The organism is Bacillus chungangensis, from assembly GCF_030812995.1.
Taxonomy (GTDB): Bacteria; Bacillota; Bacilli; order Bacillales; family Bacillaceae_C; genus Bacillus_CF; species Bacillus_CF chungangensis.
Genome location: NZ_JAUSTT010000033.1, coordinates 23,481 through 45,500 on the forward strand (window position 1 = coordinate 23,481; position 22,020 = coordinate 45,500).

Consider the following 22,020-nt stretch of genomic DNA (forward strand, 5'->3'; position numbering starts at 1 on the left):
TTACGAAGCAGTTTTTCGCTTATGAAGACGATCCGTAATGGCAGTTATAGCGCCATCTCCAGTCACATTACAAGCAGTTCCAAAACTATCTTGGGCAATGTAAAGAGCTATCATGAGCGAAGTCATTGCTTGGCCAAAGCCTAACATTGATTCAAGAAGACCGATTGCTGCAATGACAGCGCCTCCTGGTACTCCAGGTGCGGCAATCATTGCGATGCCTAGCATTAAAATAAATGGAAATAACGATGCAAAAGTAATTGCTTTACCTTGTAAGAATAACACTGCCATTGCACAACTAACTAAAGTGATCATGCTCCCAGACAGATGAATGTTCGCTAGAAGAGGAATTGAAAAATCGGCAACCTCTTCCTTCACCCCGAGTTTCTTTGCACGTGTTAATGTCACTGGAATCGTAGCAGCAGAAGACTGTGTCCCAAGTGCTGTAAAATAAGCAGGACTCATTATTTTCAGCATTTTAAATGGATTTTGCTTTTGTGTTGAACCAGCAACAACGTATTGAAATATTAAATAAAGCAGATGCAGTACAATAATCATGACAAATACTTTTGCAAATACGCTTAAAATAGTAAAAACCTGCCCCGCTGCTGTCATGTTGGCAAAAATACCAAGAATATGAATCGGCAATAATGGAATAATGACTTTTGTAATGACTAGCTGTACAATGTCTCGAAATTCATTCATCGCTTTAAGTAAAAGGTCGCCTTTAATCGCAGCAATTCCTAAGCCAATAACGAATGAGATGAGCAGGGCAGACATTACTCCCATCACTTCGGGCATTTCTATGGAAAAATACCCTTTCCTTAGTACACTTTCAGGATTTTCAAATTGTTTTATCGTTTGATGATAGAGCATTGTTGGAAACAGATTATTTGCTGTTATAAATGCCAATAAACCTGCCAAGATAGTGGAAACATAAGCAATCATCGCTGTAAGACCTAACAATCTGCCAGCTCCCCGACCCATAGCTCCAATTCCTGGTGCAATAAACCCAATGATAATCAATGGAATAGTAAAGGTGAGAAAGTTTCCGAATAAACTATTAAATGTAGCTAAAATTTTAATAACTGGTATAGGTGCAAATGATCCAATGATAATACCTAAAATAATTGCCGCAATAATGCGCGGTAGAAGTCCAATTTTCCTCATGACATTCTCCCCTTTATTTTTTTGTACTCTGATGGGTTTATTTTCTTTCATCGTTAAATATCTTAGCAAATAGCCTCAAAGCTTTCGTCTGATTCCCACTGCAACAAAGCATTCGGTTGAAAACGTTTGCACATAAAACTAATTCAGTATCATAGGCTGGCTTCTGTTATTTATCATACTATGGATAAGCTTCAAAGTTAATATGTATATGGAAGTTTTTTGTTAAGAATGTATTTTTCTTAAAATGGGAGACTCTTCGTCTAATAAGATCACCTTGAACTCTTTTTTTCTCTCTTTCTTGCTTTTAATATTGTTTATGCGAAAGGCAGAATGAATGCAACTTTACAAAAAAATGGGCATAAAATAGAAAAAAGACTGATAGAATGAAAGGATATGCTGTTTTATAAAAATATATATTTGCTCTTTTTTTTCTTTGAAAATGTTAAAATGAAAACATCTCATGATTATTGGAGGATAACAATGAAAACAAAAATATGTTTGCTTTATGGTGGGAAATCGGCAGAACATCAAGTTTCCTTGCAAACTGCGAAGGCTGTCATTCAAGCATTGGACCTCGAAAAATTTGATGTTCATCCTATATATATTTCAACTAAGGGAGAATGGATAAAAGGAGACCAGTTAATAGACACTGTTCAAGATGTGAGGGCACTGCAATTTCAGGCACAAAGTACGTCTGTTTCTCATCCATTAAGTACAGTAGCTAATGAAACTGGATATGATGTGATTTTTCCGCTTCTACATGGTCCTAATGGCGAAGACGGAACAGTTCAAGGGTTGTTGGAAGTGCTGAATACTCCATATGTTGGGAATGGCGTCCTGTCATCGGCAGCGGGTATGGATAAAGTTATTATGAAAAATTTATTTGCTCAAGCTGGTTTGGCGCAAGTAAATTATGTTTGGTATGTTCGGAGTACATGGAAAGCACATCCTGCAGCTGCTTACGATCGAGTGGAGCGGGAATTAGGCTACCCGTGTTTTGTGAAACCGGCTAACTTAGGATCAAGCGTCGGTATTAGCAAATGTGAGAACCGCAATGAATTGGCAGCTGCTTTCGAGGAAGCCTTTCGTTATGATCGGAAAATTATTATTGAAGCGGGTGTGGAAGCTCGAGAAATCGAATTAGGCGTTCTTGGCAACGATCATCCTCAATGTTCTGTTGCAGGTGAGATTATTTCAAGAGAAGCATTCTACGATTATAAAGCAAAGTATGGGGATGAAAACACTTCATTAATTATCCCTGCCGACATTTCACAAGAGACTTACGAAGTATTAAAGCAAATGGCAGTAGATGCTTATAAAGCTCTTGATTGTGCTGGTTTAGCCCGTGCTGATTTCTTCGTTACCAAAAAAGGCGAAGTGCTTATTAATGAGGTGAACACAATGCCTGGTTTCACCCCATTTAGCATGTTTCCGCTGCTTTGGAAGCATACTGGAGTAGAGTACCCTCAGTTAATAGAACGTCTAGTAGAATTAGCAATGGAGAGGCATCAAGAAAAGCAGCAAATTGATCATACCTATTAAAAATAGCATTTGCTTTATTAAATATTTAAGAGTCGGAGAATACCGTAAGACGTTCAATTATGTAAGATCAATTCCTATTTGATTTTTTTCAATATGGTCTCGCTGAGAAGCGTCGGCTTTTCTTTTCAAAAAAATGTGAAGTATATAAGTTGAAGTAAGTTTACTCTTTTCATGGAGGAAGAATACTGCATGATAAAAAAAACAATTGAAGAAATTACAAAGATGATAGAAATAAAAAATGATGTTGCATCCTTTCATCAAGTTGAGGTAAGTGGTGTTTGTATCGACACACGCAAGGTGGAAGCAGGAAATTTATTTATTCCACTTGAAGGGGAGCATGTCGATGGCCATCAATTTGTAGAAGATGCGTTCAAACGAGGTGCTAGCGCTGCACTTTGGCATAAAAGTGTACCAAATCCTCCGTTGCATCTGCCTGTCTTAATCGTAGATCATCCATTGGCTGCATTACAAAGGCTGGCAAAAGCTTATCGTCAAGAACTCACAGCTAAGGTAATCGGGATAACAGGAAGCAATGGCAAGACAACGACGAAAGATATGGCTGCTGCGATCCTATCAGAAACGTTTGTCGTTCAAAAAACAGAGGGCAACTATAACAATCATATTGGACTGCCGCTTACTATTTTATCTTTAGATAAGGAAGTCGAAGTGGCTGTATTGGAACTTGGAATGAGTGCAAAAGGGGAAATCGCTTTATTAACGGATATTGCCCGGCCTGACATTGCTATTATTACCAACATAGGAGAAGCTCATCTTCTTGATTTAGGTTCAAGGTCGGCAATTGCAGCCGCAAAAATGGAAATTACAGAAGGATTGAACAAAGATGGAATTCTACTTTATCCTGGTGATGAACCTCTGTTAATAGACATGATAAAAGAGGTTCAAGAGCGAAAGCAATCATTTGGAAAGACAATAAAAAATGATGTTTATCCAATAAACGTTGAGCAGCAAATGGATGGACATATCTTTTCCATAAACATTGCTCAAGATGAGGTATATGCTGTCCCCGTTTTAGGATTTCATAATGTATTAAATGCTCTCCCTGCCATTTTGGCAGCAAAGTCGCTTGGAATGGAGCATAAAGCGATTAAAAAAGGCTTGCAGGGCTTGACACTTACGAAAATGCGAATGGAATGGGTGAAGGGAAAAAAAGGCATCCACATTTTAGATGACTCCTATAATGCGAGTCCAACGGCAATGAGGGCGGTTCTTCAGCTTTTCGAGAACATCGGCGAAAATAAAAAAAGAGTTGTTGTTTTAGGTGATATGCTGGAGTTAGGAGAGGAAGAAATTTCTTTTCATCAACAAATCGGGAGAGAACTTCATCCTGATCATCTTCAGTATGTCTTTACTTATGGGCAGCTTTCACAATATATTGCTGAGGAAGCAAGAAAAAACTTCCCAGATGATCGCGTTTTTGCTTTTCTTGATAAAAAATTATTAATGAAAACATTGGAAGAAAAGTTAGCAGGAGACGAGCTCGTACTCGTTAAAGCATCAAGAGGCATGAAATTGGAAGAAGTTGTATCCTTTTTAGCCAGTAGTTAAATGTAAATTTGGATAAGAAATGAGATGAGGGGAGTGGGAGGTGAGGATTTTTCTTACTCTCGCTTCGATTCATTAAAAATTTCGTTTTGTTCAGCCCAGAAAATAAGGAATACTTCTTGAATTAGGATCGCGTTTTTTCGAGAACATCGTCTCCACAAAATAAAAATTCCCCGCTGATGAAAGTTTCCCTTTGTTCCCAAAAATATCTTAAACACACAAATAAGTTATTGTTGGCTATGTTTGTGCTAAGTTTTTCTAATGAGCCTAGTAGGCATCCTGCTTGGCCTTCGTTTGTTAAATGAAGCTACTTTGATTATAGGATGCCGTGATATACTAAATGATTGTTATATGATAGAAGTAAAAAGAGGTATGAAATAAACAAGAATGGAAAAGTATAGATAATGGTGATGGCAGATGATAGGTTGTCTTTGTATTCATGGTTTTACTGGATCACCTGAAGAGTTGGCGCCATTAGCCGCTTATTTACAGGAAAAAACCGATTGGCAAGTCGTTGTCCCCACTTTGCCGGGACATGGAAATGGTGCTACTTTAGAAGGTATTTCTCATAAAGATTGGGTGGCATATGCTGAGAAAGAATTAAAGAAGCTTTTGTCAGCATGTGATGAAGTGTATGTAATTGGTTTTTCAATGGGAGGACTCATTGCTAGTATTTTAGCAGCAGCATACCCAGTTAGTAAGCTTGTCTTGTTAAGTGCCGCAGCCTTTTATGTGAATCCGCAGCAGCTTTATAAAGATATAAAAGAAATGATCAGTGATAGCTTTAAAGGGAACTTACAGGGTAATGAAATGTTTCAGCGATATAAACGAAAAATAATTCATACGCCGTTTTCCGCTACAATTGAATTTAGAAAGATCGTGCTGCTTGTTCGTCCCTTATTAAAAAAAATAAAAATTCCTACCTTTATTGTGCAAGGAGAGGGAGATGGCATCGTACCGCCAAAAAGCGCAGCATTTCTTTATTCACGAATTGGTTCTGACATAAAAAAAATTCATATGGAACCAGGTGCAAAGCATCTTATTTGCCACTGCGAAAACAAGGAGCAAATATTTCAGGCTATCTATACATTTCTTCAAGATGAAGGATAAATCCATCGTTCCCTGCATTGAATTTAGTGCTCATTAGTGGTAACATTAATCGTATCGTTTACAATTTTTCGCAGCAACTCTTCACAAAAAGAGTGCCTTTTTTGTGTCAAGAAAAGGGTGACTCCCCTAGGGGCAGTGTGCTCCGTAAAGAAGTTATGAAGGAGATTGAATACTATTGACGAAGTTTTCAGAGTTAACATTAAGCCCTGCGATTTTAAAATCAGTTAATCGCATGGGCTTTGAAGAAGCAACACCCATTCAAGCAAAAACAATTCCATTAAGCTTGGAAGGAAAAGATATTATTGGACAAGCACAGACAGGAACAGGGAAAACAGCTGCTTTTGGGATTCCTTTAATTGAAAAAATCGATTTAAAGCTTCCGCATGTGCAAGGGATTATTATTGCCCCTACACGAGAATTAGCGATACAAGTTTCGGAGGAATTGTATAAACTTGGCAGCGACAAACGTGCTCGTGTATTAGCAGTTTATGGCGGTTCAGATATTCAACGGCAAATTAGAGCATTGAAGAAAGGCCCGCATATTATTGTTGGAACACCTGGCAGGATTCTTGATCATATTAAACGTCGTACATTGCGTCTAGATCATGTTCATACACTTATTTTAGATGAAGCAGATGAAATGTTAAATATGGGCTTTATTGATGACATTGAAGCAATCCTTTCACAAGTTCCAGATGAAAGACAAACACTGCTCTTTTCTGCAACAATGCCTGAACCAATTCGCCGCATTGCGGAAAGATTCATGAAGAATCCTGAAACGGTAAGAGTGAAGGCAAAAGAAATGACAGTTCCTTTAATTGAACAATATTTTGTAAAAGTCCATGAAAGAGAAAAATTTGATGTATTGTCACGTCTTATCGATGTCCACTCACCAGAGCTTGCGATCGTTTTTGGCCGCACGAAACGTCGTGTAGACGAGTTGTCAAGAGCATTGGATATTCGCGGCTATGTTGCGGAAGGCATTCATGGAGATTTAACACAGGCAAAACGTTTATCCGTCCTTCGGAAGTTTAAAGAAGGGAAAGTAGATGTTTTGGTTGCAACCGACGTTGCAGCACGCGGTCTTGATATTTCTGGGGTTACTCACGTTTACAACTACGATATCCCACAAGATCCTGAAAGCTATGTTCACCGTATTGGAAGAACTGGACGTGCTGGAAAAGAAGGAATGGCGGTTACCTTTGTCAGCCCTCGTGAAATGAGCTATCTAAGGGTGGTAGAACAAACAACAAAGAAACGGATGCAGCAAATGAAGCCGCCGACATGGAACGAAGCCTTTGAAGGACAGCAGCGTTTAACAATGGATCGGATTAATGACATTATTAAAGACAACAATTTAGAAGAGTACATGAATATTGCGAGAGAATTATTAGCTGAAAATGACGCTTTAGATGTCACAGCAGCAGTCTTGAAAATGATGACAAAAGAACCTGATAAAACACCGGTTCATATTACAGAAGAAAGGCCGCTTCCGCAAAAAAGAGATTCTTATCAAAAGACGATGCGTTCACGTCGGGGAGGAAAGCCGTTTTCTCATAACAAAAATCGCAAGTCGCATAGGCGACCGAACCGCAGGCCGCAATCATAATAGGCATCTAATAAATGAAATAAGAAAATTGTAAATTAAACGTGGAGTACGCGCAAAAAGCGTAAGCGATCATAGGTGTTAAAGCGAAGCACCTGAACCGATAAGTGTTTGTTTAAGGAAAAGTACCAAGAAAAAGTACCAAGAATTTCAAGGAAGGAAAGCTGAAGAGTCCCGAATTTGTATATAAAATACGTGAGGAACGAAGCGGCCGAGTGACGCAGAAATTCGCCAGTAATTTTTCCCGGACTTTTTGAATATCCTTACATCGGTTCGAGCTCATAACAGCATATGTAAAACTTACAAAACGATATCTAAAAAGCATGTCCCTTAGGTGGAGATGCTTTTTATTTTACCCAAGATGAAACAATGTACGATCTCACTTCGTATAAGATAGTAAATAAATGACGAGCTTATTAATCCCACATTTAACTGGCAAATTTAGCTGCTTCCCCAAGAGCCAGAAGAATCAAAAGCGCTAAGTGTTGGATAATTGGTTCAATATCCGATTGGTACGGGTTTATAGGATAAGGAAGACTTTTTGGATGTGTGAAAGTATTTTTCTTTATTGAGGACGTCGCGTTTCTAGCTTAAAATGACTGATAGTAGATACACTTTGTGTCTTAAATAAATTGTGATTGGAGTGAAGATGGTGGAAATGCAAGTGCCTCAAAAACGAATTTCAGTTCGCGCACTTCCGGTATGGCGTATTACTGGATTAATCATTGCTCTTTTTGTTTGGGTCTTGATCATTGGAGGAAGTATTTTTGTATATATGAAAGAGCTCTCTTTTTGGTTGATAGTCGTTGGCATTTTCGTTGGCCTGCTCATTACCCTCCTTTTTACGTATTTGATTCCTTTCATAAGATGGAAAAGATGGCGCTATGAAGTGAGAGATCAAGAGATTGAACTACAGCATGGTGTATTTTTTATGAAAAAAACGCTAGTGCCGATGATTCGGGTTCAACATGTTGATACGGTACAAGGGCCAATTTTGCGGAAATACGATCTAGCAACGATTACGATTGCAACTGCAGCAACTGTCCATCAAATTCCAGCAGTTGATCTTAATGAAGCGGAAGAAATGCGTCGTGCCATTTCTCAATTAGCAAGGGTGGCGGAAGAAGATGTTTGATTATAAACGATTACATCCTATTACAGTATTAACAAATTTTTTTGGAGAACTAAAAGACCTGTTTATTCCTTTTATTTTCTTATTCTTTATCGGCAGTAGAGGTGGAGGAAGTGCTTTTTGGCTAAAGGTAAAAGGATTTATTCTATTATTTTTACTATTAGCAATCATTGTTTCAGGAGTAATAAAATGGCTGAGATTTACTTATCGATTAGAAGATGGAGAGTTAAGGATAGAATATGGGTTGTTGGTGAAAAAGAAACGTTATATTCCTTTTGATAGAATTCAGAGTTTGGATTTTACAGAAGGAGTCATACAGCGTCCATTCGGATTGGTAAAGGTGAAAATCGAAACAGCTAGTGGAGAGGAAGCAGAATTAACAGCAATTAAAAAAGCAGATGCTTTTATGATTCAGGAGACGATTAAAACAGTGAAGCGGCAACTGAAACAAAAGGCAATGCAAGAAACAGAACCCGCAGATTTAGAAGCAACAAAAGAAACATTTCTTTTGCGAGTATCGAATAAAGATCTTTTGTTGATGGCTTCTACTTCAGGAGGAATAGGTGTCGTCATTTCCGCAGCAGTTGCTTTTATTTTACAATTTGAAGACTATATTCCTTACGAGAAGATATTCAATGAGTTAGAAGGATTTGTAAGAAACGGTGTACTCTTTATCATAACAGCTATTTTCGCAGCCGTTCTCCTTGCGTGGTTTATATCTATTCTCATTACCATGTTAAAATACAATCAATTTACGATTAAAGTGCTTGATCAAGATTTGATTATCACGAGAGGGCTTTTAGAAAAACATCAAACAACCATTCCACTGCACCGCATTCAAGCAATCAAAATGGTGGAAAATCCTTTTAGACAGCTGCTTGGTTATGCAACAGTTTATATTCATAGTGCTGGTGGTTCTGCATTGGACAAAGAGGAAGGCAAAATAACACTCTTGCCTATTTTCAAGAAAGCAAACATTCCAGATGTATTAGGCGACATATTGCCAGAGTATCTATTCGATTTGTCTTTGCAACGAGCACCTAAGAGAGCAAAACGGCGCTTTATGATGAAAAATATGATTTTCAGTGCTGTTATAACGATCATCTTTTCAATATTCATTTGGCCATATGGATTACTGGGCGCTTTTTTATTCTTGTATAGCTTTTTGATAGGTATAGCTAGGTATAAGGCGGCTGGCTGGAATATACAGAATCAACAATTAATATTGCAATATCGACAATATTTAAAGTATACGATTTATTTTCAAAAGAATCGCATTCAATCGTTGGAAGAAAGGGCTAGCTGGTTTCAAAAAAGAGCACATTTAGCTACTATTTCAGCAACTGCTAAATCAGGATTTCTAACAGCAGAAGGGGTTGTGCCTCATCTTTGTGAAAAGGACATCAATACCATCTATCAATGGTATCGTCCTCATAAAACAGTATCCAGTGAGCATATTGAACATGAATGCATGTCATCAATGGACAACCCGCCTACTTGAAATTAATTAATCCTTATACAATGCTGCAATCTTGCGCTTACAAATCACTGATCATCATATGGCAACTGTTCAACGTAAAGAAATGACTTTTATTTTAATAAGAATGGTACAGATGATAAATCCTCCAAGGAGTCCAGCAAGATGGGCAGTAATATTAACCCCAGGCTGCAAGAAGGTCATGATGACGCCAATTGCAATAATAGGCATAACGACTTGTTTTCCTTGGGCTGGAAATAGTCTTTTAAAATGAACAATAAGGGCAAGGTACACTCCAAATAGTCCAAATATTGCTCCGCTTGCACCAACATGCATATATGTTAATGGCATAATGATAAACGTAACTAAATTTGCAAAAACTCCAGATCCAATATAGACAATTAGAAAGATGAATTTTCCAAGTAGTCGTTCTAAGTATGGACCAAATAAAACCAGGGAAAAAGAATTAAAAAGGACATGGGCAAAACCAGTATGAACGAAAATAGGTGTAAACAGTCTCCAGTATTCTCCTCCTGCAATAAAGAGGTTGATGCCGGATAAATGCTGGTAAACCCAATTTTGTGGGAAAAAGGGTACAATAGTTACAAGAAAGAGGCATAAATGAATGAAAATAATAATTGATATAATGGGGTACATTTTCAAAAATTGAGAAAAGCTTTCTCTTCTTACAAACATTGGACATCTCCTCCAGTTTATTATCGATGCATTTAGATCGTGAGCTTTACTTTTAATTAATTGCATCTCGTCCTTATGTTAACAAGTACAGTTTACTATGCTTACTTGTTCGTTATGATTTACAGCATTCGTTCTATATGCATGTTAAGCAAAGTCTTCATATAATGTTATGAGCTGTATCTTTAGGAGATTAATTTATTTTAGATGAATAGAACGATTTACACTGCCTATACTTTCGCACGTTTCCAGTTATTTTTGCAAGTAAAGCCTTTAGCAACATACAAAAATCATGTGAAAAGGAAGAGATTGATGATTAAAGGAATCGGCTTAGATATCGTTGAAATAGAAAGAATCCATGATATTTGCAAGCGTCAACCACGATTTCCACTCAGAATATTAACGACAGAAGAATTGCAAGTGTACGAACAATTATCTGAGCAGCGTAAAATCGAATATCTTTCAGGAAGATTTGCAGCAAAAGAAGCTTATGCAAAAGCAAATGGCACTGGAATTGGCGATCAGCTTTCTTTTTTAGATATTGAAACATCCTATGATCAAAATGGCAAGCCAATAATAGTGAAGCCGAGAAGAGAAAAGGTATATTTATCTATTTCACATACTCGTACGATTGCTGCTGCCCAGGTAATTATTGAAGGGGACGATTTTCAATAATTGAACAGAAGTGATATTTCCAGCTTTAAGTATTGCAAAGTGCATAATAGCATCGATAGAAACGAAGATATACAACATAATCGACCTTAAAAAGACAACGAGTCAACGAATGACAGTTTTACTTTTTAACATATACATATTCAAGGTGGTTGTCTCATATATTCATAGTACGATAAGAGAGACAAGGCAAAGCAGCAGCTATTGCCATGTTTATATAACGCGCTCACCTAAAGAGGGAGTCGGCTGTCAAGAGCGCATGACATGGTTCATATCTTTTGCCTGCCCTGCCTCTCGCACTAACGCTTAAATGAGACAATAAGGGGTTGAAAAAATGAAGAAAAGGTTGTGGTTGCTCGCTTCAGTATTTGCAATAACACTGCTGCTTTCTGCATGTGGGGCAAAGTCAAAAGAAGACGTCGTGCGAGGCTTAAATGAAAAAATAGAAGAAATGAAAGGCTATAAAGCAAAAGCAAAGATGACTTTAAAGGTGGGGGATGAACCGCAAACATATGAAATTGAGATTTGGCACCGAGCTCCTGATCATTATCGAGTACATTTAAAAAATGATAAGAAAGAACAAAGTCAAATGATTTTACGCAATGATGATGGTGTATATGTTTTAACACCTGCATTGAATAAAAGTTATCGCTTCCAAAGCGATTGGCCGAAAAACGGCAGTCAACCTTACTTATATGCATCACTTGTCAAAGACATTTTGGAGGATAAAGCATCTATTTTTAAAGGTGTTAAGGATACGTTTGTGTTTGAAACGAAAACTAGATATCAAAACAATAAAATGGTGCCAATTCAAGAGATTACTTTTCATAAAAAAAGCCTCGCACCGAAACTAGTAAAAGTGATGGATACAAATCGCAGTCAAGTAATTTCTGTTGATTTTTCAGCATTTGAATTCAATCCTAAATTTGATGAGGATTCCTTTGAGGTGAAAAAGAACATGACTGGTGCACAGCTTGTTGTTCCTGTCGATGCGGGGGAAAAAGAAGAAGGTTTTACTATTAAATATCCAACAGCAGAACTTCCAGACGTACAATTAGTGGAAAAAGAAGAATTAGATACTGGCAATGGTACACGGGTTGTATTGACATATGGCGGGGAAAAGTCATTTACACTTATTCAAGAAAAAGCAGAAGTCATACCAACGATGATGTTGGAAACAGAAGCAAATGGAAAAATGGCGGATTTAGGCTTTGCGATCGGGGAAATAACAGAAAATTCGCTGTCGTGGACATATAATGGTGTCGATTACTTACTTGCTTCTCAAGATTTAACCGAGGAAGAAATGATGACAATTGCCCGTTCTGTTCAAGGGACTGGTGTTAAATAAGCAGCTTCAATCTCCCCCCAACCAAGCCTTTGCTTGAATGGGGGAGATTTTTCGTTTCGATAAAGCTGTGCCCCAGTTAATAAAGCTGCTGTTCGTAGATAGACTTTTTTAAAGTAATGAAAATAGTCACAGCAGTTAAAGCTTCTGCAGCTGGCATGCTAACCAGATGCCAGCTGATCCCAAAATAGGGGTAAGAAGGAAAGTGAAGATCGCAACAAGAATCATTCCTCTACTTAATGTGATTGCCAAAGACTTTTCCTTTTCCTAATGATATAGAATAGAGCGCTGCTCCACCAACGCCAATCCAGAGTGAAATAGAGATAAATAATGAAAAGACCGGAACTGCAATATTGACCGCAGCCAAACCATTGGCGCCGACGCTCTGGCCAATGAAAATACCGTCAACAACAATATCCCTAATATTGCGGGAATAAGGTAAGAAAAAAAGAGCTTTCTAATCGGTGCCTCTTGAATTTTTGCATTCGCTTTTGTCATCCCCATCACTCTCCTGTTTCTACGATTATTTAATGAAATTCTTGCCATTTTTCAATGAATATGAATCTCCTTTAATTTGACAGAATAGTGGATGAACATGATAATCAAAGTGGTTAGAAAACAAGGTTAAAAAGATAATAGGAAACGTTTTTTGGCATGCATCAGGAGGGAGTGAAAACCATGGACAAGCGTTTTTTTCGAGATACGTGGGTAGAAGTACAGTTAGATTATTTGTATGACAATATTCGATCTATCCAATCTTTAACGAGCCATCACAAAGAGATCATTGCAGTTGTAAAAGCGAATGGTTATGGACATGGAGCTGTTAAAATCGCAAGAACAGCGCTAGAAGCAGGAGCAAAGGGTCTTGCAGTTGCATTTGTTGATGAAGCATTGTATTTACGTCAAGCTGGAATAAAAGATTCAATCCTTGTCCTTGGCGTCAGTCGTCCAGAAGACGTGAGAATGGCCGTAGAGAATGACCTGACATTAACAGTTTTTCAAGAGGAATGGATACGGGAAGCAGCCAAATATGTTACAAGTAATGAAAAAGTTAAGATTCACCTTAAATGTGATACAGGCATGGGAAGGATCGGTGTGAATACGGTAGAGACACTCCAGTCATTAGAACAACTGACTTCGGAATATGCTTGCTTTATTATTGAAGGTATTTACACCCATTTTGCTACGGCAGATGAACGTGATTCGCTTCTTTTTCAGCAGCAGTTGGACCGTTTCCAAGAAATGGTGAAGTCGCTTAAACAAAGGCCAACATATGTTCATTGCGCAAATAGCGCAGCTACGCTGAGAATGAATATTGAAGAGTGCAATGCCGTCCGAGCAGGGATTGCGATATACGGATTGTCTCCGTCTGCTAGTATGAAAGCTATCTTGCCAATCCCATTAAAAGAAGTGTTTTCTCTTCACACTAAAATTGTTCATGTTAAAAAGCTAAAATGTGGTCAAAGTATAAGCTATGGAGCAACTTATACGACAGAAGACGAGGAATGGATTGCGACATTGCCTATTGGTTATGGAGATGGATGGATTCGCAAGCTCCAAGGTCAGGAAGTGCTCGTTAATGGGCAACGCACACCAATTATCGGAAGAATCTGTATGGATCAGTGTATGATTAAACTTCCATATTATATGCCTCCAGGGGAGAAAGTAACGTTAATTGGCGCCCAAGGGGATGGGTTTATTTCTATTGATGAAATTGCAGAAAAGCTCGAAACAATTAATTATGAAGTGACATGCTCTATTTCTAATCGTGTTCCAAGAGTATATATGAAAAATGGTGAGATAGTAGAAGTAGTCAATCAGCTTTTATCCCACATCTAACTGGCAGTAAGACCCCCACCTCGGGGAGTAAGAGGGATCAGAAGCGCTAGGTGGGGGATAACTGAAAGTCAAATGTCCGATTGGTTCGGGCCGACAGGACAAGGAAAGCTTCTTGAATCAACATCGCACGAAGAAAAAGTGCTTTTCTTTTTCGAGGATGTCGGTCACAAAGGCGTTGCAACAGGACAAGGAAAGCTTCAGCAGTGATACATCGCACGAAGAAAAAGCGGTTTTCTTTTTCGAGGACGGTGCGATCTTAGCCTTTGTTCTACTTCTTATCAGTGGGGGATGAGAGAAAACCCCCACTCATGGAAGTTTCACTTTATCACAACGGAATTGTTTTTGATTGAATCAATTTTCAGATTATGAGAAAAGATATGAGAGCGATTACAATGATTATTCTTTCAAAAATACATGTGAGGAATAATTTGTAATAAAGATAGAAATGATGAAGAAGAGAGGCAAAAACCGCTTCTATAAAAGAGATAAAGATCCTATAACGAATTTGCTTTGCATATCTATTTTTTGATGGTATTATTGTATTGATTATGACAGAAATGGCGTGTAGTGATGGTGGAGGTGTAGTTTGTGTCTGAATCCAGTGCAACAACAGAAATAGTTATTCGTATACCACAGCAGTTTTTAACGGAATTAGACGGTTTTGTGAAACAAGAAAATGTAAATCGCAACGAATTTATTTACCAAGCTACAAAAATGTACCTTAGTGAACGTAGAAAGAAACATATACGTGAGTCGATGAGGCGCGGCTATATGGAAATGGCTAAAATTAACTTAGCAATTGCATGTGAAGCGATTCAAGCAGAATATGAGGCAGAACATACAGTTGAGCGGCTAGTTAGCGGAGGTTAATGCTTTGATGGTTAAGCGTGGTGATGTGTACTTCGCAGATCTTTCCCCAGTCGTTGGTTCCGAACAGGGCGGAGTCAGACCTGTATTAGTCATTCAAAACGATATTGGGAATCGGTTTAGTCCAACTGTAATTGTAGCTGCAATTACAGCGCAAATCCAAAAAGCAAAACTGCCTACACATGTGGAGATTGATGCAAATCGTTATAGCTTTGAGCGCGATTCCGTTATCTTGCTTGAGCAGATTAGAACGATTGACAAACAACGCTTAACGGACAAAATTACTCATCTCGATGAAGAAATGATGGAAAAAGTAGATAAAGCATTACAAGTTAGTTTAGGTCTTATTGAGTTTTAATCGTAATGAAAAAACATTTCAACTTTTAGAAATGAAATGTCGTTTCATGCTGGAGCAGAAGTTATTTTAACTTGATTTCCGAAAAGAATTCTCCCACTTCTAAATGTGAAGGGTATAGCCCAATGAAAGTGGGAGATGAATTTTCGGTTGGCGTAAGCCAAAATATTGTTCTATAATCAGTCTATACAATAGAGAGTTGATAGCACTATGAAATTAGATCGTAACAAACACTCAGTCTTTCTCTTGCATTACCATCTTGTATTGGCAGGGATGTGAATGCAAGTAAGAACTTGCTGAAACTAGCTATGTAGTTGGTATTTTCTCTAGGGGCAGGGACTGCCCTTATAGCTTGGTAAATATAGATAGCTAATAAAAGTATCTAGTTCCCAAGAAGCTCCCACTTCAATCAGACAGCAAGGTCAATAAATGGTGAGTAGTTCACATCACGGCTATTTGAACTAGTGAAGCAAACAATTTGGAAATGTAAAAGATGATGAGCTGACCGATAGCTCGTACAGGAGATACTTTTTGACGGGAAGTTTTTGGCGCTCTTTTTTAAGAAGGGCGTTTTTTTATGAGGAAAAAATGCAACTAGACGAACCATTTCTTAAAAACCAATGATACATGTTTTTAATGAGACGGAGTGTTATTCATTATGTCGAATATGATAGATATTGATAAAGGATAAGCAGAAAAAACACAAAAGTATTGCTTGTTAAAGCCTATATCTGTTCAATGGGAAAGAGAAGCAAACAGACTTCAATGACAGTATCTATTGTTTGTAATAGCCCAAGAGCACATTACTTCTATATGATTAGCTTCATTACCAAGTTATTGGATTTGTCTATTGAAATGTCAAAATGTACGGGTTTAAAATTAGTAATAATAGGTATTTGACCACCCGCCTGCGACAAGGCCTTCTGTTAGAAGGTGTCCAGTCTGCCATTGACTTTAGATATGACATAGAGAAATCAACAGGAACTGGGGGATTAACTGTATGGAGTTCCAATCCTGCGTAAAAATTTTAAATGAATGGGACATCGTTGCGGTCAGACAATTAGGCCGAAACGCAGCAAAGGAGATAGGCTTTGGAACAGTAGATCAAGCGCGTATTACCACGGCCATCAGCGAATTAGCTCGAAATATATTTCTCTATGCAAAAGAAGGAGAAATTTGTATAAAAAAAGAATTAAAAAGCAAAAAATCTGGGATTAAAATCATTGCAAGAGATAAGGGGCCTGGCATTTATGACGTTCGTAAAGTAATGGAAGTTGGCTTTACAACGTCAGGTGGTTTGGGAGCAGGTCTACCAGGAGTAAAACGTTTAATGGATGAGTTTAATATTCATTCAACTCCTGAACAAGGAACCGCTATTATGACGATTAAATGGCTATCATAAAGAATGCCAGGGGATGGGTTGCAAAGAATCTAATGGTGCATGACTTGTATATGCCAGAGATTTACTAGTAATCCTTCAATTTCATTATCAATGTGTAAATAATATACTTGAATGTTCGATATTGCCTCGTTTATTAATATGATTTCTTATCCAGTATTTGTATTCGACGTTCGAAATGCCGTAAGCTGTCTAAACAGCAAATGACCATTTTAAAATGACTGGCATCTGTGTAGCAATTGCTGATGTAAAAAGGAAAAGCATTCAAGCTGCACTTTGCAAGTCTATGATCAAATATGCTTTGGATAGGATTAACCAGGAATTGTAAGAGAAATGTGCTTTTTGCTAATGAAGCAATAGCACATGCAATTAGTAAAAATAGTATTTTAAATACACCCATTTATTATAATGTGTTGGATTTTAACTAAGCTTCTGTTCTCCGCCTATTATTAGGCAAGTCAAAAACTTTCTGCAATCTCCGCCTCTTTTTTTATAAAAACACTCCATGTTTCCTCCATTGCTCCAATGGGTATAAAGCTGATAAATATGAAATCTTTTTAAACAATCCTGTACATAAAAAAATTAGACGGACTTTATGGAATTCTTTTCCTTCGAAATGCGTATGTTTCCATGGTTATGTTAAAATGAAAATCATAGAGGTTGTTCAAAAAGTTGTGGAAGAATAGCTGTCAAATTTTTTGTTGATTGGTCTCTCTAACTTTCAAGTGAGTTGCTTCTCTTCGAAACTTAGCGTAGATCTTCCTTCTCAGCAGCAGTCGGTCCGGCTCCTTAGCTTTTGCTCCCGAACTTTTCGGCTCGTTTATCCTCCTTTTTGAACGGAACTATAAAGTAGAAGACTAAGGGGTGATCTTGTGACAGAAACAAGCAATCAAAATGAACCATTATATCAGCGTCTAGCACATGAATTAAAATTTTCTAGCCAACAAATAAAGAACGTTATTGCGTTAACGGAGGAAGGAAACACTGTTCCCTTTATAGCTCGTTATCGAAAGGAAATAACAGGCGCTTTAGATGAAGTGCAACTGCGAAGTATTATCGATAGATGGAATTATTTGCAGAACCTGGAACAACGAAAAGAAGAAGTGATTCGTTCGATTCAGGAGCAAGAAAAAATGACGCCAGAGCTTGAGAAACAGATTCATGCTGCCGATAAGCTGCAAATCGTAGAAGACTTATATAGGCCGTATAAACAAAAGCGAAGAACGAAAGCGACAATTGCAAAGGAAAAAGGTCTAGAACCGCTAGCAAAGTGGATGATGACGTTTCCTGTTGGAGAAAGACTCGAAACGAGAGCCGCCACTTTTTTGTCGGAAGAAAAAGAAGTGAAAACGCTAGAAGAAGCGGTAAGTGGTGCACAAGATATTATCGCGGAATGGGTATCTGATGAAGCGGCTTACCGGCAATGGATTAGAAGAAGAACGTATCAAACGGGTTTGGTCGTTTCCTCTCTTAAGGCGGAAGAAAAAGATGAGAAGAAAACATATGAAATGTATTACGAATACCAAGAACCGGTTTCCAAAATCGTTCCTCATCGGATTCTTGCTTTAAACCGTGGGGAAAAAGATGGTGTTCTCCGAATTGCGGTTCAAACTGATGTGTCTGCTCTTTTAGAAGGAATGCATCAAAAAATTATTCGCAATCAAGCTTCTTCTGTAGTGAACGAAATAAAAAATGCGATTGAAGATAGTTATAAGCGATTAATTCAACCAGCAATTGAACGAGAAATTCGCAATGAGTTAACTGAGAAAGCGGAGGATCAGGCAATTCACATTTTTTCAGAAAATCTTCGTAAACTATTGCTGCAGCCGCCGTTGAAAGGAAAGGTTGTATTAGGTATTGATCCAGCTTATCGAACCGGCTGTAAATTAGCAGTTGTAAATGAGATGGGGAAGTTGCTGGATATTGCCGTTATTTATCCTCATCCACCAAAAGCACGAGTTGAGGAAGCAAGGGAAAAGCTGTTGGCAATACTTCATGCATATAACGTAGAAATGATTGCGATCGGAAATGGGACAGCTTCAAGAGAGACTGAACAGTTTGTAGCAGAGACGATACAATTTGCGGAAAGTGACGTATTTTATTTAATCGTCAATGAGGCTGGAGCAAGCGTGTATTCTGCTTCCCCAATAGCACGAGAGGAATTCCCAAATTTGCAAGTCGAAGAAAGAAGTGCTGTATCGATTGCACGAAGATTGCAAGATCCGTTAGCTGAATTAGTGAAAATTGATCCAAAATCTGTAGGGGTAGGACAGTATCAGCATGATGTTTCTCAGAAGAAATTAAATCATTCCTTAACGTTTGTTGTGGAGACAGCCGTCAACCAAGTTGGTGTAAATGTAAATACAGCTTCTTCTTCCCTCTTGCAATATGTAGCTGGCCTCAGCAAAACAGTCGCCAATAATATTGTGAAACATCGTGAAGAAAATGGAAAAATTACAAGTAGAAAACAGTTGAAAGAGATTCCACGCTTAGGGGCAAAAACCTATGAACAAAGTATTGGGTTTTTACGAATTATAGATGGAACCGATCCACTGGATCGTACACCGATACATCCAGAGAGCTATCGAGAAGTCAAGTTGCTTTTGGATAGCATCGATTGTACTGTTTCTGACATAGGAACGGAAAAATTAAAGACAGCTTTAGAGAACGTAGACATCACTACTTTAGCGGAAAGTCTAAATCTAGGGGAGCTTACCTTAAAAGATGTTATAGATGCATTAGTCAGGCCTGGCCGCGATCCTCGTGATGAACTGCCTGCTCCATTGTTAAAAAAAGATGTACTTTCTTTAGAAGATTTACAAGTCGGCATGGAATTACAAGGCACTGTTCGCAATGTAGTTGATTTCGGGGCATTTATCGATATTGGTGTAAAAGAAGATGGTCTAGTCCATATTTCCAAACTTAGCAATCGCTATGTGAAGCATCCACTCGACATTGTTTCCGTTGGGGATGTTGTCACTGTTTGGGTGGAAAAAGTCGATGTTCAAAAAGGCAGGGTATCTTTAACAATGCTGAAAATGAAATGATCATTCATCAGGTGAAGCGAGGTCTTCACCTGATTTTGAAATAGACGAGTTTATAAAAAAATTTGTTTGAGTATTGTATCATGTAGAGGTGCAAAAAATGAATAATGAACAATTACAACAATTAACAGAAGCCATTTCTCAACAATATTTTCACAAGCCTTTCAAGCATAAAGCAGTATTTAACCCAAGATTAAGAACGACTGGAGGGCGTTATTTACTCCATACGCATCATATCGAAATTAATAAAAAGTATTATGATACGTTTGGAATAGAAGAGGTTATTGGCATCATTAAGCATGAACTTTGCCATTATCATCTTCATCTAGAGGGAAAAGGCTATCAGCATCGAGATCCTGAGTTTAAAGCTTTGCTTAAAAAAGTAGGAGCGCCTAGATTTTGTTCACCTCTCTCTCCAATTTCAGCAAATAAAGGAAAAAGCACCTATAAATACATCTGTACTCATTGTCAAAAAAAATATGAAAGACGGCGAAAAGTCAATATAAATCGCTTTGTTTGTGGATCATGTAAAGGAACACTGAAACTCTTGCCAGCTATAGATCAAAATGAAAGTCAAAAGTAATTTCTTTAGAGTATGATGGTCATTTATCTGATGGAGGGCTTTATGCCAAATATAGAGAAATTAGTTCTAATAAAATTTTTAAATAAAAATACGAATCACATCTTGACATACTCTCTATAGATCATTATAATCAAAAGAGTCCGTTATTCCGCAGTAGCTCAGTGGTAGAGCTATCGGCTGTTAACCGATCGGTCGTAGGTTCGAATCCTACCTGCGGAGCCATGGAGAAGTACTCAAGAGGCTGAAGAGGCGCCCCTGCTAAGGGTGTAGGTCGCTTAAAGCGGCGCGAGGGTTCAAATCCCTCCTTCTCCGCCACTTTTAATATACATAGGCCCCTTGGTCAAGCGGTTAAGACACCGCCCTTTCACGGCGGTAACACGGGTTCGAATCCCGTAGGGGTCACCATCGTTTCTGGTTTATTCTAGAAACAATAGAAGTTTTTATCGCCGCGGGGTGGAGCAGTCTGGTAGCTCGTCGGGCTCATAACCCGAAGGTCGTAGGTTCAAATCCTATCCCCGCAATTAAATAATGGTCCCGTAGTGTAGCGGTTAACATGCCTGCCTGTCACGCAGGAGATCGCGGGTTCGATTCCCGTCGGGACCGCCATTTTAATTATTTTTATTTAATTTAAGAATACATTTGCATTTTTTGCAAAGAATAAGGATGTAATGGGCTATAGCCAAGCGGTAAGGCAACGGACTTTGACTCCGTCATTCGTTGGTTCGAATCCAGCTAGCCCAGTTTTTTTATTCTTAAAAAGGCAGATCAATGATCAGTTTAATTACTACTAGATATAATTGAGATCTTTCTATATATATTACTGTTTTTTGTGTCATGTCTAAACATATTTCTAGTGCTAGCTCGTGATAAATTAAAAAAACTAGTTGCTTTTTGAACTAGTATCTAGTATAATTTATCTTGTTGCCTTAAACGCGGTCGTGGCGGAATGGCAGACGCGCTAGGTTGAGGGCCTAGTGGGGGTTAACCCCGTGGAGGTTCAAGTCCTCTCGACCGCACCAAAAACAATGCGCCCGTAGCTCAATTGGATAGAGTGTCTGACTACGGATCAGAAGGTTAGGGGTTCGACTCCTCTCGGGCGCGCCAGTACTTTATAGAAAATAAGTTTAATAGAATAGGTCCGATCTAGTTTTTCTAAGCGGGAAGTAGCTCAGCTTGGTAGAGCACATGGTTTGGGACCATGGGGTCGCAGGTTCGAATCCTGTCTTCCCGATCAGGAGCATATGCGGGTGTAGTTTAGTGGTAAAACCTCAGCCTTCCAAGCTGATGTCGTGGGTTCGATTCCCATCACCCGCTCCATAAAAAAGTAGATTCATAATATTGAACCTTGAAAACTGAACAAAACAAAACGTCAATGTAATTCTAAATTTTAACTATGAGCTATTCAAGCTTCTAAAATAATAGTACATGATGTTTTGAACTCGATGACCCTCGTTTAGAACGTAAAAAGTTCAAGGAGCGAGAAGGTCAAGGAAGTTTTGGGGAGAAGCACCGGAGCGTACTAAAGTACGTGAGGATGCGCCGAGCCGAAACTGACGCAGAGATTCGAAGCTCATTGAACTTTTTTGGAGAGTTTGATCCTGGCTCAGGACGAACGCTGGCGGCGTG

17 protein-coding genes, 10 tRNA genes and 1 pseudogene are annotated in these 22,020 nt (G+C 38.4%); 25 read left to right on the plus strand and 3 right to left on the minus strand.

The genetic code is table 11. The features are described from left to right. Complete coding sequence (locus tag J2S08_RS19760; RefSeq protein WP_307232639.1) at positions 1-1,167, minus strand: dicarboxylate/amino acid:cation symporter; 1,167 nt, start codon at positions 1,165-1,167, stop codon at positions 1-3. A 480-nt stretch (positions 1,168-1,647) separates the two neighbouring features. Between J2S08_RS19760 and J2S08_RS19765 the strand changes: the two genes are divergently transcribed. The 6 genes from J2S08_RS19765 (at position 1,648) to J2S08_RS19790 (ending at position 9,621) form a co-directional block, all read left to right on the plus strand. Continuing rightward, positions 1,648-2,709: a D-alanine--D-alanine ligase gene (locus J2S08_RS19765; RefSeq protein WP_307232642.1), complete on the plus strand. Its 1,062-nt coding sequence runs from the start codon at positions 1,648-1,650 to the stop codon at positions 2,707-2,709. 189 nt (positions 2,710-2,898) lie between these two features. Then, on the plus strand, positions 2,899-4,275 hold the full coding sequence (locus tag J2S08_RS19770) for a UDP-N-acetylmuramoyl-tripeptide--D-alanyl-D-alanine ligase (RefSeq protein ID WP_307232644.1): 1,377 nt from the start codon (positions 2,899-2,901) through the stop codon (positions 4,273-4,275). A gap of 414 nt (positions 4,276-4,689) precedes the next feature. Beyond that, complete coding sequence (locus tag J2S08_RS19775; protein WP_307232646.1) at positions 4,690-5,382, plus strand: alpha/beta hydrolase; 693 nt, start codon at positions 4,690-4,692, stop codon at positions 5,380-5,382. 175 nt (positions 5,383-5,557) lie between these two features. Continuing rightward, complete coding sequence (locus J2S08_RS19780) at positions 5,558-6,991, plus strand: DEAD/DEAH box helicase (protein WP_307232648.1); 1,434 nt, start codon at positions 5,558-5,560, stop codon at positions 6,989-6,991. A gap of 646 nt (positions 6,992-7,637) precedes the next feature. Further along, complete coding sequence (locus tag J2S08_RS19785; protein ID WP_370875722.1) at positions 7,638-8,123, plus strand: PH domain-containing protein; 486 nt, start codon at positions 7,638-7,640, stop codon at positions 8,121-8,123. After that, positions 8,116-9,621, plus strand: a complete 1,506-nt coding sequence (locus J2S08_RS19790) for a PH domain-containing protein (RefSeq protein ID WP_307232650.1) — start codon at positions 8,116-8,118, stop codon at positions 9,619-9,621. The genes J2S08_RS19785 and J2S08_RS19790 overlap by 8 nt, the downstream gene beginning before the upstream one ends. A gap of 69 nt (positions 9,622-9,690) precedes the next feature. On the opposite strand, the gene J2S08_RS19795 is transcribed toward J2S08_RS19790, so the two are convergent. Next, the gene (locus J2S08_RS19795) at positions 9,691-10,293 is read right to left on the minus strand and encodes a rhomboid family intramembrane serine protease (RefSeq protein WP_307232652.1); all 603 of its coding nucleotides are present in this window, start codon (positions 10,291-10,293) and stop codon (positions 9,691-9,693) included. A gap of 309 nt (positions 10,294-10,602) precedes the next feature. Here J2S08_RS19795 and acpS point away from each other — a divergent pair, with 309 nt between their 5' ends. After that, positions 10,603-10,965 (plus strand): holo-ACP synthase, encoded by a 363-nt coding sequence (gene acpS, locus J2S08_RS19800; protein WP_307232673.1) that lies wholly within the window; start codon positions 10,603-10,605, stop codon positions 10,963-10,965. 331 nt (positions 10,966-11,296) lie between these two features. Beyond that, positions 11,297-12,310, plus strand: a complete 1,014-nt coding sequence (locus J2S08_RS19805) for a LolA family protein (protein ID WP_307232653.1) — start codon at positions 11,297-11,299, stop codon at positions 12,308-12,310. A 253-nt stretch (positions 12,311-12,563) separates the two neighbouring features. On the opposite strand, the pseudogene J2S08_RS19810 reads toward J2S08_RS19805, so the two are convergent. Continuing rightward, a pseudogene (locus tag J2S08_RS19810) lies at positions 12,564-12,805 on the minus strand (MATE family efflux transporter); the annotation flags it as partial. 180 nt (positions 12,806-12,985) lie between these two features. Here J2S08_RS19810 and alr point away from each other — a divergent pair. The 17 genes from alr to J2S08_RS19895 all read left to right on the plus strand — a co-directional run bounded on the left by alr (position 12,986) and on the right by J2S08_RS19895 (position 21,711). Next, the gene (gene alr, locus J2S08_RS19815) at positions 12,986-14,146 is read left to right on the plus strand and encodes an alanine racemase (protein WP_307232655.1); all 1,161 of its coding nucleotides are present in this window, start codon (positions 12,986-12,988) and stop codon (positions 14,144-14,146) included. 72 nt (positions 14,147-14,218) lie between these two features. Next, the gene (locus tag J2S08_RS19820) at positions 14,219-14,353 is read left to right on the plus strand and encodes a hypothetical protein (protein WP_307232657.1); all 135 of its coding nucleotides are present in this window, start codon (positions 14,219-14,221) and stop codon (positions 14,351-14,353) included. Between the two features lie 381 nt (positions 14,354-14,734). Further along, positions 14,735-15,016, plus strand: coding sequence for a CopG family ribbon-helix-helix protein (locus J2S08_RS19825; protein WP_307232659.1), 282 nt, complete (start codon positions 14,735-14,737; stop codon positions 15,014-15,016). A 4-nt stretch (positions 15,017-15,020) separates the two neighbouring features. Continuing rightward, on the plus strand, positions 15,021-15,371 hold the full coding sequence (locus tag J2S08_RS19830) for a type II toxin-antitoxin system PemK/MazF family toxin (RefSeq protein WP_307232661.1): 351 nt from the start codon (positions 15,021-15,023) through the stop codon (positions 15,369-15,371). A 997-nt stretch (positions 15,372-16,368) separates the two neighbouring features. Next, the gene (locus J2S08_RS19835) at positions 16,369-16,770 is read left to right on the plus strand and encodes an anti-sigma regulatory factor (protein ID WP_307232663.1); all 402 of its coding nucleotides are present in this window, start codon (positions 16,369-16,371) and stop codon (positions 16,768-16,770) included. Positions 16,771-17,639: 869 nt separating this feature from the next. Continuing rightward, positions 17,640-19,814: a Tex family protein gene (locus tag J2S08_RS19840; RefSeq protein WP_307232665.1), complete on the plus strand. Its 2,175-nt coding sequence runs from the start codon at positions 17,640-17,642 to the stop codon at positions 19,812-19,814. A gap of 97 nt (positions 19,815-19,911) precedes the next feature. Beyond that, complete coding sequence (locus J2S08_RS19845; protein WP_307232667.1) at positions 19,912-20,394, plus strand: SprT family protein; 483 nt, start codon at positions 19,912-19,914, stop codon at positions 20,392-20,394. 147 nt (positions 20,395-20,541) lie between these two features. Then, a tRNA-Asn gene (locus J2S08_RS19850) sits at positions 20,542-20,616 on the plus strand. Position 20,617: 1 nt separating this feature from the next. Continuing rightward, positions 20,618-20,709: transfer RNA gene (locus tag J2S08_RS19855), tRNA-Ser, on the plus strand. Positions 20,710-20,724: 15 nt separating this feature from the next. Then, positions 20,725-20,799: transfer RNA gene (locus J2S08_RS19860), tRNA-Glu, on the plus strand. A 42-nt stretch (positions 20,800-20,841) separates the two neighbouring features. Then, positions 20,842-20,915 (plus strand) — tRNA-Met (locus J2S08_RS19865). 9 nt (positions 20,916-20,924) lie between these two features. Then, positions 20,925-21,000 (plus strand) — tRNA-Asp (locus tag J2S08_RS19870). Between the two features lie 63 nt (positions 21,001-21,063). Further along, positions 21,064-21,135, plus strand: a tRNA-Gln gene (locus J2S08_RS19875). Between the two features lie 191 nt (positions 21,136-21,326). Further along, positions 21,327-21,413, plus strand: a tRNA-Leu gene (locus J2S08_RS19880). An 8-nt stretch (positions 21,414-21,421) separates the two neighbouring features. Next, a tRNA-Arg gene (locus J2S08_RS19885) sits at positions 21,422-21,498 on the plus strand. A gap of 53 nt (positions 21,499-21,551) precedes the next feature. Further along, a tRNA-Pro gene (locus J2S08_RS19890) sits at positions 21,552-21,625 on the plus strand. Positions 21,626-21,637: 12 nt separating this feature from the next. Further along, positions 21,638-21,711: transfer RNA gene (locus J2S08_RS19895), tRNA-Gly, on the plus strand. The last annotated feature ends 309 nt before the right edge of the window (positions 21,712-22,020 follow it).

Bases quoted from the DNA above. Each gene is read 5' to 3' on its own strand.
- J2S08_RS19760 (WP_307232639.1), bottom strand. From the start codon at position 1,167: ATGAGGAAAATTGGACTTCTACCGCGCATTATTGCGGCAATTATTTTA.
- J2S08_RS19765 (WP_307232642.1), top strand. From the start codon at position 1,648: ATGAAAACAAAAATATGTTTGCTTTATGGTGGGAAATCGGCAGAACAT.
- J2S08_RS19770 (WP_307232644.1), top strand. From the start codon at position 2,899: ATGATAAAAAAAACAATTGAAGAAATTACAAAGATGATAGAAATAAAA.
- J2S08_RS19775 (WP_307232646.1), top strand. From the start codon at position 4,690: ATGATAGGTTGTCTTTGTATTCATGGTTTTACTGGATCACCTGAAGAG.
- J2S08_RS19785 (WP_370875722.1), top strand. From the start codon at position 7,638: ATGGTGGAAATGCAAGTGCCTCAAAAACGAATTTCAGTTCGCGCACTT.
- J2S08_RS19790 (WP_307232650.1), top strand. From the start codon at position 8,116: ATGTTTGATTATAAACGATTACATCCTATTACAGTATTAACAAATTTT.
- J2S08_RS19795 (WP_307232652.1), bottom strand. From the start codon at position 10,293: ATGTTTGTAAGAAGAGAAAGCTTTTCTCAATTTTTGAAAATGTACCCC.
- acpS (WP_307232673.1), top strand. From the start codon at position 10,603: ATGATTAAAGGAATCGGCTTAGATATCGTTGAAATAGAAAGAATCCAT.
- J2S08_RS19805 (WP_307232653.1), top strand. From the start codon at position 11,297: ATGAAGAAAAGGTTGTGGTTGCTCGCTTCAGTATTTGCAATAACACTG.
- alr (WP_307232655.1), top strand. From the start codon at position 12,986: ATGGACAAGCGTTTTTTTCGAGATACGTGGGTAGAAGTACAGTTAGAT.
- J2S08_RS19820 (WP_307232657.1), top strand. From the start codon at position 14,219: ATGTCCGATTGGTTCGGGCCGACAGGACAAGGAAAGCTTCTTGAATCA.
- J2S08_RS19835 (WP_307232663.1), top strand. From the start codon at position 16,369: ATGGAGTTCCAATCCTGCGTAAAAATTTTAAATGAATGGGACATCGTT.
- J2S08_RS19845 (WP_307232667.1), top strand. From the start codon at position 19,912: ATGAATAATGAACAATTACAACAATTAACAGAAGCCATTTCTCAACAA.